Genomic DNA, 15,364 nt, shown 5'->3' with positions numbered 1-15,364 from the left:
GTGGATGTGGAAATGGCGATCCACTTCCGTGAATTCGCCGGGACCTACATGGAGCACTGCCACAACACCCAGCACGAGGACACGTCCATGTTGTTGCGCTGGGATATCGAGCACCCCGGTCAGTTCCAGTTGATGCCAACGCCCCTGCCCGGCTGGGACGGCGTGACCTACGTCAACTCCGCCGCGCTGCCGACCTTCCGCACTGGCGATACCCGTGTCAACGATGGCGATAACAAAAACCCGATCGCCAACCCCGACAGCGCCATCAGCAACAACGGCCAACCGCTTATCATCAACGTGCTGGCTAACGACAGCGACCCTGACGGTAACGTGCCACTTAAAGTGGTGGGTCTGGCGCAACCGGACTCCGGCAAGGGCACGGTCAGCACCGATGGTCTGCGCGTGACCTACACACCACCGGCCACGGTCCCCGCGCCGTTCACCGCGACCTTTACCTATAAGGCCGCCGATGCCAAGGGTGCGGAGTCGCCACCGGCGACGGTGTCCGTAGCGGTCTCGACAGCGGCCGTCGAAAGCCTGATCGTCACCAGCGCTACCGTCACCGCCCGCATCAACAGCCGCTGGTATTGGGTCCTGTCCGGCACCACCTCCCGTGGCACGGGCAATACCATCACGGCGACTGCCACGGTTACAACCGGTACGGTGAACCTTGGCACCGCCACCCTGACGCCTACGGCTACAGGCGCACTCTGGAATATAGCGGTGACAACCGTCGGCAGCGGCCCGTCGCCCAGCCCGACGGCGACCATCAAATCAGCCTTCGGCAAAACCGTGACGGTGCCAATAGTGGTGAACTAGAGCGGTTTGATCGACGCCCGGTCCATGCAATGTGGGTCGGGCGTTTTTCTTTTGTACGGCGTGCGGTGGGACCGAGGTAGGGGTTGTTGACTGTCGGTTCTGTTCGCAAAGTACCTGATTGATCCCTGCCTTTGCATTGACTGTTACCCCGCCATCGCGGGAAAGCCCGCTCCCACAGGGGATCTGTGTCGAGCATAAATTATTTGCTCGCTGAAGATCCTTGTGGGAGCAACTGTCTTTACCATACCACTCGTCACCGCCATTCGGTGCCGTCCCCCAACATGGCATTCAGCCTAATCAGTAAGACCCGCATGCAGGCGATGAGCGCGACTTTCGCGCTCATCGCCTCGCTCCCGAAGGTCGCCACCGGATGATTCGAGGCCACGAAAAACCAATCAGGCGAAGATACTCAATATACCCGTAACAAAGAGAAGAGCCGCTGCGACAGCGGCTCAACCTGGGAAACCTTCGATGATTTAAACGACTGGACAAGGGAACCGGACGACTACGAAATAATGGCTACTGTCACCGTTCTCTGGCACCTGCGTTCAGGCACTTGGTGCTGTCAGTCAAAGGTATATTTGCCTTCTAGCATGAATGCCGGCTCTCTCCAGTTGGGCCCTCTCACAACTCCGCCCCCACTATATTTGATAAAACCGGCATCACACATTTTATGGACAAGGTTCAATAACCCTATGTTGTTCTCCACATGCGCCCAGTTAGCCCGATTATAAAGGCCATCAAGTTGAGGAAAGGAGATACCTAATTGATTTTTGGTTACAAATAGAATTACCTCTTCAGGTTTCTCGTTAAGTACGATGGCTGCAATGACACTCATTATTTTATTCCTCCAAGTTCCTTATACTCTCGTTCCCTTTGCTTTTCATCCGCTTCTAAAGCATCAGGTGTATAGAGCAATTCAAAAGCATCCTTGACTTTGTAGTCCTCCAGCGTCGCGGCGTGAGTGTTATTCCAAATAACACCGTCATCCGAGTTTACACCGTCAGCTACACCTAATGCTCTGAAACGTTCGAGTTCTCTGATTTCATGAGTATAGAAGCGTTTGTCTACCTCTGTGATTACCAATTCACCCAGCAGAATTTTTTTCAAGCGATCAATCATGATGGCATTGGCATCCGAAGACCTGAAACGTCCCGTATGTAATTTGACTAGATCAATACCCGCTTGGGTCACGGTAGCACTTGTCCAATCGAGATCGAGGATTGGGCCTCCGGCTTTGGCGGGATTGAAAAATCGACCGCTGTGTTTTCCCCTTGTGGTTGCTCCTTCATAAGGACTATTAAAAACAACGTAGATTGGCGGCAGACCGCTTTCAATCGGAAAGCAGTAAATGCAATCCCTGAAATCAGGCAATTCGAACGCGGGTAAGGTTTCAGGCTGCACAAGCAATGGCGACAGCGTAACTCCAGTGTAAGTCGGTACTTGCGCAGGTCGGGCGGGCGAAGTTGTCGAGCCGTTTCCCAAGTGAATAATGGGAAAACTGAGGATATTGGGCGGTGTATCGTTTGACGTGAAACTGTAGCTGCTGGTCGTTGGATCGAATGCCAATGCTCGCACTGGCACTTTTTCCGAGACACTCCCTCCAGCCGGGGTTGCAACAAGTGTGTATTGGTTAAGGTCGCCAACAATCCGATAAGGAAGGTCAATGGTTCCTTCGGTAGCAGCGATTTCATTCAGGTTTGACGGCAGCTTCGGCAAAAAAGTGCTACCGGGCAGTGTGAGAACTGTTTGAGGAAAGCGTTCGCCGTTAGCAAGAGCAGGTGAATAGAACAAGGCCCCGATCCCAACAGCAGTGGCCCGACTGAGAAGTGCTTCTCCCAACCCTGCCAACAGCTGAATGCCTTCATGGATCACTGCCCTGAAGGTCCAACCGTCGGCGACATGGATGGCAATGGCACCCGCCACAGTCCCTGCTTCTGCACCATTACCAATAGGTAACCTGTAGGTGTAAGCAACTTCGCCCCTTGCCAAGGCGTGATGGATTTCAGCGTCTGCAGTTGCAGAAGCGTCCTCCAGAATGGGGATGGCTTCGACCAGGATTCGTTTAACGTAGGCGGCAGTTAGCGATAATAGGAACTCTTCATAAATGCTTAGTCGCACTGCCATATCTTCTTCGACATCCACATCCGTTGCAAATACCGCGGCACTCATTTTTCTGTCTAGCGACAATGCGTCTAAACCATTATATAGTATTGCCTCGTTCCAACTTCTATGGATTCTGGCCCTTTGCAGAAGCTCTACGATGATCGCTTTCTTTTTTAAGGCAGCTTCCAACGCATTGAGTTCCTGCCCATCAATGGCTGCGACTATGCGTTTTTCTAGATAATCTCGAACATTCGGTGCACCCCCCGAAAAACTACTCTTTATCTGATCGTGCACCGAAAGCCCTATCGCCACCAACTTTTGGTATGCGTCGCTGGTGTCTTTGACACCCTCAATACTATGGGGCGTAGTAACCGTCGGGACAGTCCCATCCCAAAACAAAATACTATCGAAGCTTGAAGGAAAAACCGGGTTTTCCTTAGTTTTAACTTGCCGAGACTCAGGCGATATTAAAGGTGAATAATGTGTAATTGGCTCTTGCATATAGCGCTCCATGCAACAATATGAATTCCATATAGCAGACAGCACAAAAGTTATGCCACAACAACGTAGCAATTTCAATACTTCAATATTTACTGCATACGTCGCGCGTGAAAGATGATATTAGACCCAAACAACCTCTGCGGCTTCCAGCAAAATCCTCACAGCAAAAGCGCCGAATTCAATCTTCTATATACGGACTACTAAAACAAAGGAACTGATTTATTTTTACGATACTCTTTAATCAATGGCGAATGTCGTGTTCGGGCGGTTGCGCAGGTGCTGGAGAGCATTGCCTACCGATCCGGGATCGGTTGCGGCACGGTGTGTTGTCGGTTTTTTCCAAACTGCTGGCCATTCCGTTGCACGATGGTTGTGACTTGATAGATGTGATTGGACGGCGGTTGCGGGCGCAGGCTGCGGAGTAAATGAAAACGGGCATCAAAGGTGACCGTTTAGCTACTTTACGATGCTATCCCCTCTAGCCGACACGCCTCAATTCGCTAGTTGCAATTTCAATAACTGGCTTATTGACGGGGTTCCAGCTCAAGAAATGGAGGCTAAATACATGCTGGCGGGAGGAAGCTCAGAGACGCTCTACGATGAAACCACCTATTTGAATGCATTGAGGAAGCGCGGTTCACCGCTCCCGAAGAACCTCGATTTAGGTTGACTGACTTCCTCAGGGCGTGAAGTTTTCGGTCGTACAGGATTTACAATCGCAGCCTCAGATGAACTGCCCGGTAGCCTTCAAGCACGGTGCATCCAAGGCGGCCCCACGTCGAACAGGCAACTCAATCGCGACCTGAGCAAACACGGCTAGGCGCGGGCACGCCGATATAGTCGACTCTATTGCCTACCGTATTTCCCGGAGCCTCCATCCAGTGTCTGACTTGCTGAGCAACGCCGCCTACACAAAACGGTTCGACCTGGTACTAGCCTACATCGACGCCAATCTCGAAGGTGACTTGTCCGTGAAGACGTTGAGCCAAGTCGCGAACTTTTCGGCGTTTCACTTCCATCGACAATTCACCGCGTTCGTGGGCGTGCCTGTTTCACGTTATGTACAACTGATGCGACTACGGCGCGCGGCGCATTGCTTATCTTCCCTCGCGGATTACTCGGTGCTGGACGCCGCTTTCGGTGCGGGTTTCGAAAGCCCCGAATCATTTTCCAGGGCGTTCAGGCGGGCGTTCGGTATGACGCCGAGTGCATTCAGGAAGCAACCGAATTGGCAGGTCTGGAGTGCGGTGTTCACCATCCCTCATTTTTCCAGGAGCATCATCATGCAGATACGATTTGTGGAGTTTCGCGAAGTCAGGGTTGCAGCATTAGAGCATTGCGGAGCGCCCGGGCTCGTTAATGAGAGCGTGCGTAAATTTATCGAGTGGCGCATGCAGAGCGGCCAGTCGCCGGTGGCATCAAGTCGCAGCTTTGGTATTCCTTTCGGCAACCCCGATACGACCCCGGCCGAAGAGTTCCGGTTTGCAATCTGCGGCGAGATTCACGAGGCAGTAGCAGCGAATGAGTTCGGTGTAACCGAGAGGGTTATCCCTGGCGGGCGCTGCGTCGTGGTGCGTCACGTGGGCTCGACGGATCACATCGGCGAATCGATCTATCCGATCTATCGCGACTGGCTCCCCACCAGCGGCGAGGAGCTTCGAGACCAGCCGCTGTTCTTCGATTATCTAAGCATTTCCCCCGAGACACCGCAGGATCAATGGCAGACCGATATTTATGTGCCTTTGCAATAGCGGACAGGTCGCTGCTGGTTTGAAATGATCGTCGTTGAGTTCATGGTAGATATCCTGGTTCCAGAGTGGGTGTCTGCTCAGACAGCGTTCCTTGTTTTGAAGCGAAGCAGACCGATCTGTTGGCCGCGGCTCGTCAGCGGCTACGGCATCATAGAGGTGCCGGCAACACTGATTGCTCAGGTTGAACGTGGGCGTTTTGAGGGTTGAGCCAGCGTCTTCGAGCGACCCTGAGGTCGCTCAAAGGCGCTCTTGTTACTTCAGGTTGCCGCTGAGGAACTGCTGCAGGCGCTCACTTTTTGGGTTGCCCAATACGTCCTCGGGCGCGCCCTGCTCTTCGACCCGCCCCTGGTGCAGGAACAGCACCTGGTTCGACACTTTTCGCGCAAAGCTCATTTCGTGGGTCACCATGATCATGGTGCGGCCTTCTTCGGCCAGTCCCTGGATCACCTTGAGCACTTCGCCCACCAGCTCCGGGTCCAGGGCCGAAGTCGGCTCGTCGAACAGCATGATCTCCGGTTCCATGCTCAGGGCACGGGCAATGGCGACCCGTTGCTGCTGACCACCCGAGAGAAACGCCGGGTATTGATCTGCAACCCGCGCCGGCAATCCGACCTTGTCCAGGTAGCGCCGGGCGCGATCCTCTGCGTCCTTCTTGCTGACGCCCAGCACCCGGCGTGGGGCCATGGTGATGTTGTCGAGCACGGTCATGTGGCTCCACAGGTTGAAGTGCTGGAACACCATCGCCAGGCGAGTACGGATGCGTTGCAGTTCATTGGCGTCGGCCACGCGCATGCCGTGGTGGTCATGGACCATTTGAATCGGCTGGTTGTCCAGACTCATGGCGCCGTCGTTGGGCGTTTCCAGAAAGTTGATGCAACGCAGAAAGGTGCTCTTGCCCGAACCACTGGCGCCAATCAGGCTGATCACATTGCCGGTCTTGGCGTTTAGCGAAACGCCCTTGAGGACTTCATGATTGCCATAACTTTTGTGCAGGTTTTCAACGGTCAGTTTGTACATGAACAAGCTTCCTGAATTAGTGAGCCGGGCCGAGGAAAGACAGCCAGCGGCGTTCAGCCAGGCGGAACAGGCCGACCAGGGAGAAAGTGACTGCCAGGTAGATCAACGCGGCGATGCCGAACGACTGGAAAGTCAGGAAGGTCGCCGAATTGGCGTCCCGTGCGACTTTCAGGATGTCCGGGATGGTCGCGGTGAAGGCCACGGTGGTCGAGTGCAGCATCAGAATCACTTCGTTGCTGTAGTAAGGCAGCGAGCGACGCAGGGCGGACGGCATGATCACGTAGGTGTACAGCTTCCAGCCGGTCAGTCCGTAGGCTTTGGCCGCTTCGACTTCACCGTGGTTCATGCTGCGAATGGCCCCGGCGAAGATCTCCGTGGTGTAGGCGCAGGTGTTCAGGGCGAAGGCCAGGATGGTGCAGTTCATCGCATCGCGAAAGAACGCATCCAGTACTGGCTGAGCACGCACCGCGGCCAGGCTGTAAATGCCGGTGTAACAAATCAGCAGCTGAATATAGAGAGGCGTACCGCGGAACAGGTAGGTGTAGAACTGCACCGGCCAGCGCACCCAGACATTGGTCGAGACCCGGGCAATCGACAGCGGGATCGACATCACGAAGCCGAAGAAGATCGAGGCACTGAGCAGCCAGAGGGTCATGGCCAGCCCGGTGATGTGATTGCCGTCCTGGAACAGGAAAGGTTTCCAGTATTCCTGCAGTAGCTCGATCATCGCACGGCCTCCCGGGTGCCTGCGGCGTAGAAGATTTCCATCCGGCGCAAGACGTAGTTCGAAACGGTGGTGATCACCAGATAGATCAAGGCGGCCAGAATCAGAAAGAAGAACAGCTGATAGGAGCTCTTGCCCGCGTCCTGGGCCACCTTGACCAGATCGGCCAGGCCAATGATCGATACCAGCGCGGTGGCCTTGAGGATCACCATCCAGTTATTACCGATGCCCGGCAGGGCAAAACGCATCATTTGCGGGAACACCACCAAGCGAAAGCGCTGAGCGCGGGTCAGGCCGTAGGCGGTAGCCGCTTCCATCTGCCCTCGCGGTACGGCAAGGATGGCGCCACGGAAGGTTTCGGTGAAATAAGCCCCGTAGATGAAGCCCAGGGTAATGACCCCGGCGCTAAAGGGGTTGATTTCGATGTATTCCCATTCCATGAAATCGGTAAACGAGGTCAGCCAGGTTTGCAGGCTGTAGAAGATCAACAGCATCAGCACCAGGTCCGGCACCCCACGGATCAGCGTGGTGTAGGCCTGCGCAGGGACACGCAGCAGTGCCGATTTCGAAAGCTTGGCGCTGGCGCCGATCAGGCCCAGGCCGACGCTCACCAGCAAGCACAGAAAGGATAATTTGACAGTCATCCAGGAGCCTTGCAGCAACAGCGGGCCGAAACCCTTAAGGCTAAAGCCTGACAGCCCAAGAATCTGCAATAGGTTTTCTAGCATTGAGCAGCCCTACGTCAATCAAAAAAGTGCCCATCCGCAAATGGGCGCAGGGTCATTATTTGCCGCTGTAGAGATTCAGATCGCCAAAGTGCTTCTGCTGGACGGCCGCATAGGTGCCATTGTCGTGCAGTGCCTGGATACCTTTGTTCAGCAAGGCCTGGAGCTCGGCGTTGCCTTTGGTCAGACCCACGGCGGTTTTGGCTGGCAGCAGGGGGCTTCCGACCGGCTCGCTGACTTGGAAGTCGGCGCCTGGTGGCGACTTCAGGAAGCCCAGTTCGGCTTGCAGCATGTCCTGGATCGAGGCATCGAGGCGTCCGGAGATCAGGTCAGCGTACACCTGGTCCTGGTTGGCGTAGGCCTGGGTCTCTACCCCTGCCTTGTCCAGCACGGCCTTGGCGTAGGCTTCCTGGATGGTGCCTTGCTCGTAGCCGACTTTCTTGCCCTTGAGGGAGGCCGGATCGGTGCCGATGGCCACGCCTTTCTTGAATACCAGCGCGGTCGGGCCAGAGAACAGCTCGTTTGAGAAATCGATAACTTTCTCACGCGCTGGCGTGGCGGTCATGGAAGAGATCACGCCGTCGAACTTGTTGGCCTTGAGGCCGGGAATCATGCCGTCGAAGTCACTTTCGACCCATTTGCACTTGACCTTCAGCTCAGCGCAGATTGCGTTACCCAGATCGATATCGAAGCCCACCAGGCTGCCATCAGCGGCCTTGGATTCGAACGGCGCATAAGAGGGGTCGACGCCAAAGCGCAACTCCTTGTACTCCTTGGCCAGCACAGAACCGGCAGCTATGCACAAAGCCAATGCAGAAAGGGTGAGAAATGCTTTTTTCATTATTTTATTCCCAAGGACCATCGAAAGCGCTTGTGACGCAAGAGCACGTGTACTGCGTGGCGGAATGTCTTATGCACACGCAGATACTTGTACAGACAAGCATATGCAATCACCCGGCCAATTCGCGGATTGGGCGTTTGAAAAGGCGCGTACAGCGCTCTGGGATGGGCTTGGCAGGCAAGTGAGCGCAAGGAGGGAGGCAGCCGAACAGGCTGTTACCAAAGCAGGTTTTTACGCCCGGCTGGGGTATGCGGTAACAAAGTGTGAAATTAAGGGCGCCGACTTTCCTGGCTCAATCCTGCCGAAGTTGTAGGCAACATCCGAGAATCGCGTAAGGGGGTCTATCAACGGGGCCGAAAAAGAAAAGCCAATCGCTCAAAACACCTTCCCCAAGTGCCCCCCCCTGACCACAGTCGATTAGCTAAACTTCATGAGTAAACCACCTCGCGAAATCCTGTAAGTCAGGAGGTGAACAATGAGCAAGCAACCTCAACCCCAAAGCCGCTCCAACCCCCAGCCCAGATCCCGTCCGCTAGTGCCGAACCTGCCGAGCAAAACCGGCAACAAGTCCGTTGGCTTGCGCGGTAACTATCCGTCGAAGAAGTCGTAATGACCTCGGGAGTACGACAGGCTTTGCAACGGAGTCTGTCGTACTCCCCGTCACTTCGGCATTACTTGCCTCTATATCGGACATTGTTTTGCGCAAGCGACGTCGTACCGGTCAAGAATGATGGCCAAGGGCTACGCTCCCCACGGCTTCTCAAATACACCTCGACCATGGCGGCAATCGATTTGCCTCAATGGCTCAAGCGATAAAGGACCTGTGGCGAGGGAGCTTGCTCCCGTTGGACTGCACAGCAGTCCCATTTTTTTGGGGCCGCTTCGCAGCCCAGCGGGAGCAAGCTCCCTCGCCACAGTGTCAGTGTCAGGCTTGTCTTTTGGTATTAGTCCTACCCCAGCTTCTTCCCGGTTCGAATACATGGAGTAAGCGTACATGCCCTTCCCCCCTCGTTTCCTCGACCACTACCGCAAAGCCGACCGCATCATGCTGGGCCTGATCTGGCTGATGTTCGCTTTCGCTATCGGCCTGGCGTTCTGGCACGACACCTTCAAGCAGGCGCTGTTGGTGGGCGGTGGCACCAGCGTGTTATTGACGCTGTTGTATCGCGCCATCGGCGGGTCGCGGTTGATGCGTTGTTTGCTGGGCGTGGGTTTGATGGTGATGGCGGCGTTGCATATCAATCAGGCCGAGGGGGTCATTGAGTCGCACTTCGGGATTTTTGCGTTGTTGGCGGTGTTGACGTTTTATCGGGACTGGCTGCCGATTCTGGTGGCGGCGGTGACGATTGCGCTGCATCACGTGGTGTTTCATGCGCTGCAGCATCAGGGTTTTCCGGTGTTTGTGATGGCCCATCACGGGGGTTGGACGATGGTGTTCGTTCACGCCTTTTATGTGGTGATGGAGACGGTCGCGCTGCTCTATCTGGCGGTGCACAGCCAGGCCGATGCGGTGGAGAGCCAGGACATGCTGGACAAGATGCTCGCCACCACGTCGCAGTTCACCGTCGGTACCGGCCAGGGTGACAAGGCGCGGGTGCATGTGTCGCTGGCGCAGCGCTTCGATCAGTTCCTGGGGCAGATCACCGCGCTGGTGGACGGCGTGGTGCATGACTCTCAGGGCTTGGGGCAGTTGGGCCAGGAGTTGGCCAAGGCCAGTAACACGCTGGAGAAAGGCGCGAAGCATCAGTTGACGGAAATCGCGCAGATGACCGGGTCGATGCAGCGCATGGGCGATGCGATGGAGCACATCGTGGTGCATGTCGAGCATGCCGTTGAACATGCCGGCCAAGCCAGTGTGCAGATCACCCGTGGGCAGGAAAGCGTGAACCGTGCGCGGCAGGAAATCACTCAACTGGCCTCGCGCCTGGAGGGCACCAACCAGACTGTGCAGGTGCTCGCGGGGCAGGCGCAGCAGATCAGTACGGTGCTGGAGGTGATCAGCAGCATTGCCGACCAGACCAACTTGCTGGCGCTCAACGCGGCGATTGAAGCGGCGCGTGCCGGCGAGCAAGGCCGGGGCTTTGCGGTGGTGGCCGATGAAGTGCGCAGCCTGGCGCAGCGCACGGCGGTGTCCACCAAGGAAATCCGGACCATCATCGAGGCCTTGCAGCAAGGCAGCCGCAAAGCCGTGGAGGCCATGCAGGACAGTCGCGAAGGTGTGGAGCGCTGTGTCGAGGACAGTCAGTTGGCGGTGGCGATGTTGCAGGCCGTCGGCAGCGACATCTTGCACATCGATGAGCTCAATGGGCGGATTGTCACGACGACCCGCGAACAGTCCTCGGCGAGTTTCGAGATTGTCGGGCGCTTGCAGTCGGTGCAGAGCATTGCGCAGAACACGGCGGATGATGTGGAGACGCTGGCACTGAGCAGTCGGCGTTTGCCGCCGATTGCGACTCGGCTGGATGCGTTGGGGCGGACGTTTCACCAATGATGCAGCCCGGATTTTCCTCGAGGTGTTTTAAAAAAAGACGAAAAAATCCGCGGGCGTTTCATCTGCCTTCCGACTCGCCGCAAAGCCAGTCATGGTGCTGGCTGCGCTATCCAGACGGGCAAAAAATGACTGGCCATGAGACTGCCGTTGGTCAGCGAATTTGATCAAAAAATGAACGAACTCGGGTTTCCCCGTTCAGAATACGCAACAGGTGACGCGGGCTCTGTTCCCCACCTGCCCCCAGAAGTGGAAGCTAAACCTCATAGGCACTCAGTGCGAATGAGGTTTTTTGTTACCTGCAAATTTAGCTAATCGAATGATTGGAAGTTCATTCGATTAGCTTGCTTTTATCCTGGCTGTGTAATGCCGCGGGTTAATTAATGTAAATGGCTGGACCTTGATGACAGCCAGCAACAGCAAACTTCAATCAAGTCGCACTGGGCGTCATGTTGATTGACTCTTTGAACAAAGAAGCACCGTGAAACCTGGTGTGCCTTCTTAGTCGGCCGAGGAATATCGGTTTTAGCAAATAGATTCCACTGTCAGCTTTTAATTAAATATCACTTGAGGATACCCAAATGAAATCCATGAAAGTTCTCTTCGTAGTTGCCGCTCTGACCGCCTCTTCTCTGGCGATGGCCACAGGTGGCGGTGATAAGACCTTCGCACGCATGGAGTCGGCCCGAAAAGTCTCGATGGAAGCCTTCCAGGTTGCACAAAAACAGCAGGCTGAACCCGCTGTAGCTGAAAGCAAAGCCAAGGCCGCCGATCGCGTCAAAGGCTGATCAGCTGGTATTGAGCAGTCGTCGACCAGCGCCTGTTGCCACGCAACTGGATGGGTTGGGGCGTACGTTTGATCGATAATGGGGCCGTGGTTTGCATGAACAATTTTTCATCATGCAGATCACGGCCTTACTTCACTTGATGCAGCAACCACGCTTCAATCCGAAGCAACGGTTTATTCGCAATCTACTGACAATCCCATCACATTTCGCCCGATAGCCTTGCTACTCCAGCGTCGCCACGGCGAGCGCAACATGCGAAACAGTGATGAAAAATTCTTTAGTTCGTTTTCTGAAAAGTGACCAGGGTGCGCTGATCCTTCTGCTTGGCGTATCGGCGTTTCTATTGCTGTTCGGGTTGGGCGCAAGGGAGCTTTGGGGCGCGGAAACGCGCTGGGCGAACATTGCGTTGCAGATGCTGCAAACCGGCGATTATTTCGATCCTTACCTCAAGGGCATGCCCTACTACGACAAGCCGCTGCCGTCCTATTGGTTGATTACCGCCACGGCCCATTTGATGGGTGGCCTCGGGCACTGGTCGCTGCGCTTGCCCTCGGTTCTGGCGGCCTGGCTGAGTGTCTGGCTGGTCTATCTGATCGGTGAACGGCTCTATAGCAAAGGCACCGGCCTGATTGCCGGGTGGTTTCTGGCGACGACGTTCTTTTTCGTGTTCTGGGCCCGGGTCGCCACGGCGGACGTGCTGACGGTTTGCGGTGTGTTGGCGGCAGTCTGGTGGTATTGGCGCGGCCCGGACGACACGCGCCTGAGTCGGTACTGCGTGTTTTTCCTGATGCTGGCGCTGACCTCACTGCTCAAGGGCTTGATTGGATTCATCCTGCCGGGGCTGATGCTGTTGCCGCATCTGCTCAGTGAAGGACGCTGGAAAAACCATCTCAATCCACGCCTGTTTCTGGCGATGCTGGTGGGTGGCGTGGTCTACATGCTGCCGTTCATGTTGTCGCACCGTTATGGCACGCCGACTTTTGGGCCGAGCGGGCTGGGCCTGGTGTTTCAGGAGAACGTGGTTCGGTTTTTCAAGCCGTTCGACAACATCGGCCCGATCTATACCTACCTGCTGTATCTGCCGCTCTACACCCTGCCCTGGGCACCCTGCTGGATGCTCGGCCTGTGGGTGGCCGTGCGCGGCTGGAAGCACACCGAACCCAACGTTCGCTGGCTGATTTTGGGCCTGGGGTTGCTGTTCCTGTTCTTCACCGCCAGTGGCAGCCGGCGCAGCTACTACGTCTTGCCGCTGGTGCCGTTCGCGCAATTGCTGGCGGCCTGGTGGGTCACCCGGCGCATGGCGGCGCGTCAGGCTGCCGGTAAATCCGGCGGGCCCGGTTGGACCAAGGGTATTGCCGGGGCGGCCGGGTTCCTGTTCTTGGTCCTTGGTGTTGTCTATCCCTGGACCAACGGCGGTGCGGGCGGCGTCATGCAGTTCACCCAGGAGGTGCGCGCCGAAGCCATCAAGACGGCACCGTGGAGCGAATGGCGCATGGTGCTGGTGGATGTCGACAACAAGCTGCCGATGTACCTGCAAAACCAGGGCGCCCCGTTCTACTACGTGCTCCCGGATTCGGACATTCCACAAACCGGCGACAGCGCCGCATTGATGGCATGGCTGGAAAAGCAAAGTGGCGAGACCTGGAATCCACAGCGCACGATCATCGTGGAGCAGTACAAGGACATCAAACGACTGCCGCTGGATTATCTGTCGGCCGACCATCAATTGATCACCACCAAGCCCAACAACGGCGCACGGCTGTTTCATGCGCATGAGAATGGCAGTGCGGCGTTTGTTCCCGATGGGAAAACGGCGGTGACCAGGCAAGCGGTAACGCAGGCTTTGGATCAATGATGTATTGAAGTGAGCTATCAATAAAAACGGGCGTCTGCGGGGCGCCCGTTTTGTTTATATGCGCAAGCCCACTGGTCGCGGCAATATTGCTCTATAGATTCAATAAAACTACATTTGAATCTACAGACTCAGATAGAGCACACGAAAATGGCCGTCCCCATCCAAGCCCAATCCTTCACAAAAAACCAATGCGTCACCGGCCTGCGCGCCGCCGTGAGCATTCTGGAAAAGTGGAAAGCCACCAGCGACCAGGCCTGTCGCATCTTGCGTATTTCCCGCAGCACCTACACCCGCGCCCGGCAGCGCGACCCGGATTGGGCGGTGGCGCTGGATGCGGACCAGATGCAGCGCATAAGCTTCGTGCTGAACATGCATGCGACGTTGCGGCTGGTGTTCGATAACCCGGACAACGTCTACGGCTTTGCCTCGATGGCCAACGACAACGAGTTTTTCAACGGGCGTTCGCCGCTGGAGATCATGGCCCAGGGCGACATGATTTCGCTGTATGAAACCTTCCGCCGCATCGACATGCTGCGGGGTGCGCAATGGTGATGGCGAGCGAGCTGGCGGTGTTTGCCGGTCAGTCGTTGCAGGCTTATCGCCTGGTCAATTCGAAGTTTCCGCCCATTGCGTTGTTTGATGATGTGGCGGACGCAGATGAGTTCGAGGTGTTGTTCGAGATTCAGGCGCTGACCAATCCTCGGTTGAAGAATGAGGTGGGTCAGCTGGAGTTGATTGCGCGCAGCGAGATCCCGTTTGGCATTGCGGGTTGCTCCTACGCCATTGCGCCCTTTACCCACGTTAATCCGGCGGGTTCGCGTTTCAGCGACGGCCGTTTTGGCGTGTTGTACCTGGCGGATTCGATGGAAGCGGCGCTGGCCGAGGTGCGCCATCACCAGGCGCTGTATTGGTCGAGGGTGCCGAGCCTGAACTATGAGCGCTTTGTGTTCCGGGGGTTGGCTTGTGCTTTTGGCGATGCCGGGATGAAGGACGCCACCGCCCTGCCGATGAGCGATCCGGTGTATGCGCCGGACGACTACAGCCATTCCCGAGTGCTGGGACGGGCGGTGCGGGACGCCGGTTGTCCCGGTTTGCGTTATCACTCGGTGCGGATGCCGGGCAGTCATTGCTGGGCGCTGATGACGCCGAGGCCGGTTTCGTCGATTGTGCAGACGGCGCATTACGAGATGGTCTGGAATGGGCAGATCACCAGTGTCAGCCAGATCAGCGAAGCCTGAACCTCATTGATCGGCGAATGAAACCCCTCGCCACAAAAAGCGGTGTTTGCACGTGTGGTGTTCGATCCATTGACCGCATCGATAGTCACCATCATTTCAATGAAGTTCTCTTAAAAAATCCCCGGCGTAACATCTGCTCCATACCAACCCATAAGCACCCCGGAGCACACCATCATGAAACGCCAGACCCTCCTCAGCATCGCTTTCTCGGTTTTCGCAGTTAACGCTTTCGCCGCAACGTCTGCTCAACCTGTGGTCGCTGAAGGCGGCTCGGATCGTCTGATTGAAAGCCGTGTGGCCGAGGGTGGCTCCGATCGCCTGATCGAGAATCGCGTGGCCGAAGGCGGCTCGGATCGCCTGCTGGAAAAACGTGTTGCCGAAGGCGGTTCGGACAAGCTCCTGGAAAATCGCGTCGCCGAAGGCGGTTCCGACAAACTGCTGCAAAACCGCGTCGCCGAAGGTGGCTCCGACCGTCTGATCGAAAGCCGCGCTGTCTGAATGCAGTGCTTGA

Annotated in this window: 15 protein-coding genes and 1 pseudogene; 10 read left to right on the top strand and 6 right to left on the bottom strand. The window is 56.2% G+C overall.

The features are described 5' to 3' along the window. On the top strand, positions 1–819 hold an 819-nt coding region (locus tag VC35_RS04315; protein WP_404942343.1), incomplete at its 5' end, for an Ig-like domain-containing protein. A gap of 565 nt (positions 820–1,384) precedes the next feature. Here the strand turns inward: VC35_RS04315 and VC35_RS04310 are convergent. Together VC35_RS04310 and VC35_RS04305 are read right to left on the bottom strand one after the other, a co-directional pair. Further along, positions 1,385–1,657, bottom strand: coding sequence for a hypothetical protein (locus tag VC35_RS04310; RefSeq protein WP_046037973.1), 273 nt, complete (start codon positions 1,655–1,657; stop codon positions 1,385–1,387). After that, a complete protein-coding gene (locus VC35_RS04305; protein WP_046037972.1) occupies positions 1,657–3,426 on the bottom strand; it encodes an S-type pyocin domain-containing protein in 1,770 nt (589 codons plus the stop codon). The genes VC35_RS04310 and VC35_RS04305 overlap by 1 nt, the downstream gene beginning before the upstream one ends. 881 nt (positions 3,427–4,307) lie before the next feature. Here VC35_RS04305 and VC35_RS04300 point away from each other — a divergent pair. Beyond that, on the top strand, positions 4,308–5,177 hold the full coding sequence (locus VC35_RS04300) for an AraC family transcriptional regulator (protein ID WP_046037971.1): 870 nt from the start codon (positions 4,308–4,310) through the stop codon (positions 5,175–5,177). Between the two features lie 42 nt (positions 5,178–5,219). Beyond that, positions 5,220–5,369, top strand: a pseudogene (locus VC35_RS30275) (efflux RND transporter periplasmic adaptor subunit); the annotation flags it as partial. A 60-nt stretch (positions 5,370–5,429) separates the two neighbouring features. On the opposite strand, the gene VC35_RS04290 reads toward VC35_RS30275, so the two are convergent. From VC35_RS04290 to VC35_RS04275, 4 genes are read right to left on the bottom strand one after another with little or no spacing between them, the layout of a single operon-like run. Further along, positions 5,430–6,194 carry an ABC transporter ATP-binding protein gene (locus VC35_RS04290; RefSeq protein WP_046037969.1) on the bottom strand — a complete coding sequence of 255 codons (765 nt, stop codon included), beginning with the start codon at positions 6,192–6,194 and terminating at the stop codon, positions 5,430–5,432. Between the two features lie 16 nt (positions 6,195–6,210). Continuing rightward, positions 6,211–6,921: an ABC transporter permease gene (locus VC35_RS04285; RefSeq protein ID WP_046031502.1), complete on the bottom strand. Its 711-nt coding sequence runs from the start codon at positions 6,919–6,921 to the stop codon at positions 6,211–6,213. Next, positions 6,918–7,646, bottom strand: a complete 729-nt coding sequence (locus tag VC35_RS04280; protein WP_046037968.1) for an ABC transporter permease — start codon at positions 7,644–7,646, stop codon at positions 6,918–6,920. The genes VC35_RS04285 and VC35_RS04280 overlap by 4 nt, the downstream gene beginning before the upstream one ends. Positions 7,647–7,701: 55 nt before the next feature. Continuing rightward, complete coding sequence (locus tag VC35_RS04275) at positions 7,702–8,484, bottom strand: transporter substrate-binding domain-containing protein (protein ID WP_046037967.1); 783 nt, start codon at positions 8,482–8,484, stop codon at positions 7,702–7,704. 475 nt (positions 8,485–8,959) lie between these two features. Here VC35_RS04275 and VC35_RS29860 point away from each other — a divergent pair, with 475 nt between their 5' ends. The 7 genes from VC35_RS29860 to VC35_RS04240 all read left to right on the top strand — a co-directional run bounded on the left by VC35_RS29860 (position 8,960) and on the right by VC35_RS04240 (position 15,351). Continuing rightward, positions 8,960–9,094, top strand: a complete 135-nt coding sequence (locus VC35_RS29860) for a hypothetical protein (RefSeq protein WP_259674421.1) — start codon at positions 8,960–8,962, stop codon at positions 9,092–9,094. A gap of 384 nt (positions 9,095–9,478) precedes the next feature. After that, a complete protein-coding gene (locus VC35_RS30210) occupies positions 9,479–10,975 on the top strand; it encodes a methyl-accepting chemotaxis protein (RefSeq protein WP_046037965.1) in 1,497 nt (498 codons plus the stop codon). 578 nt (positions 10,976–11,553) lie between these two features. Next, positions 11,554–11,760: a co-regulatory protein PtrA N-terminal domain-containing protein gene (locus VC35_RS04260; RefSeq protein ID WP_046037962.1), complete on the top strand. Its 207-nt coding sequence runs from the start codon at positions 11,554–11,556 to the stop codon at positions 11,758–11,760. Positions 11,761–12,025: 265 nt separating this feature from the next. Then, positions 12,026–13,615 (top strand): ArnT family glycosyltransferase, encoded by a 1,590-nt coding sequence (locus tag VC35_RS04255; RefSeq protein WP_046037961.1) that lies wholly within the window; start codon positions 12,026–12,028, stop codon positions 13,613–13,615. A 147-nt stretch (positions 13,616–13,762) separates the two neighbouring features. Beyond that, entirely contained in the window at positions 13,763–14,167 is a 405-nt protein-coding gene (locus VC35_RS04250) for an antitoxin Xre-like helix-turn-helix domain-containing protein (RefSeq protein ID WP_046037960.1), read from the top strand. Further along, a complete protein-coding gene (locus VC35_RS04245) occupies positions 14,161–14,853 on the top strand; it encodes an RES family NAD+ phosphorylase (RefSeq protein WP_046037959.1) in 693 nt (230 codons plus the stop codon). Before VC35_RS04250 ends, VC35_RS04245 begins: the two co-directional genes overlap by 7 nt. A 174-nt stretch (positions 14,854–15,027) precedes the next feature. Continuing rightward, positions 15,028–15,351 (top strand): hypothetical protein, encoded by a 324-nt coding sequence (locus VC35_RS04240; RefSeq protein ID WP_046037958.1) that lies wholly within the window; start codon positions 15,028–15,030, stop codon positions 15,349–15,351. Positions 15,352–15,364 lie beyond the last annotated feature (13 nt).

It is taken from the genome of Pseudomonas fluorescens (genome assembly GCF_000967965.1).
Lineage (GTDB): Bacteria > Pseudomonadota > Gammaproteobacteria > Pseudomonadales > Pseudomonadaceae > Aquipseudomonas > Aquipseudomonas grandcourensis.
This window is presented reverse-complemented; position numbering and strand designations above follow the sequence as displayed.

Bases quoted from the DNA above. Each gene is read 5' to 3' on its own strand.
- VC35_RS04310 (WP_046037973.1), bottom strand. From the start codon at position 1,657: ATGAGTGTCATTGCAGCCATCGTACTTAACGAGAAACCTGAAGAGGTA.
- VC35_RS04305 (WP_046037972.1), bottom strand. From the start codon at position 3,426: ATGCAAGAGCCAATTACACATTATTCACCTTTAATATCGCCTGAGTCT.
- VC35_RS04290 (WP_046037969.1), bottom strand. From the start codon at position 6,194: ATGTACAAACTGACCGTTGAAAACCTGCACAAAAGTTATGGCAATCAT.
- VC35_RS04285 (WP_046031502.1), bottom strand. From the start codon at position 6,921: ATGATCGAGCTACTGCAGGAATACTGGAAACCTTTCCTGTTCCAGGAC.
- VC35_RS04280 (WP_046037968.1), bottom strand. From the start codon at position 7,646: ATGCTAGAAAACCTATTGCAGATTCTTGGGCTGTCAGGCTTTAGCCTT.
- VC35_RS04275 (WP_046037967.1), bottom strand. From the start codon at position 8,484: ATGAAAAAAGCATTTCTCACCCTTTCTGCATTGGCTTTGTGCATAGCT.
- VC35_RS29860 (WP_259674421.1), top strand. From the start codon at position 8,960: ATGAGCAAGCAACCTCAACCCCAAAGCCGCTCCAACCCCCAGCCCAGA.
- VC35_RS30210 (WP_046037965.1), top strand. From the start codon at position 9,479: ATGCCCTTCCCCCCTCGTTTCCTCGACCACTACCGCAAAGCCGACCGC.
- VC35_RS04260 (WP_046037962.1), top strand. From the start codon at position 11,554: ATGAAATCCATGAAAGTTCTCTTCGTAGTTGCCGCTCTGACCGCCTCT.
- VC35_RS04255 (WP_046037961.1), top strand. From the start codon at position 12,026: ATGAAAAATTCTTTAGTTCGTTTTCTGAAAAGTGACCAGGGTGCGCTG.
- VC35_RS04250 (WP_046037960.1), top strand. From the start codon at position 13,763: ATGGCCGTCCCCATCCAAGCCCAATCCTTCACAAAAAACCAATGCGTC.
- VC35_RS04245 (WP_046037959.1), top strand. From the start codon at position 14,161: ATGGTGATGGCGAGCGAGCTGGCGGTGTTTGCCGGTCAGTCGTTGCAG.
- VC35_RS04240 (WP_046037958.1), top strand. From the start codon at position 15,028: ATGAAACGCCAGACCCTCCTCAGCATCGCTTTCTCGGTTTTCGCAGTT.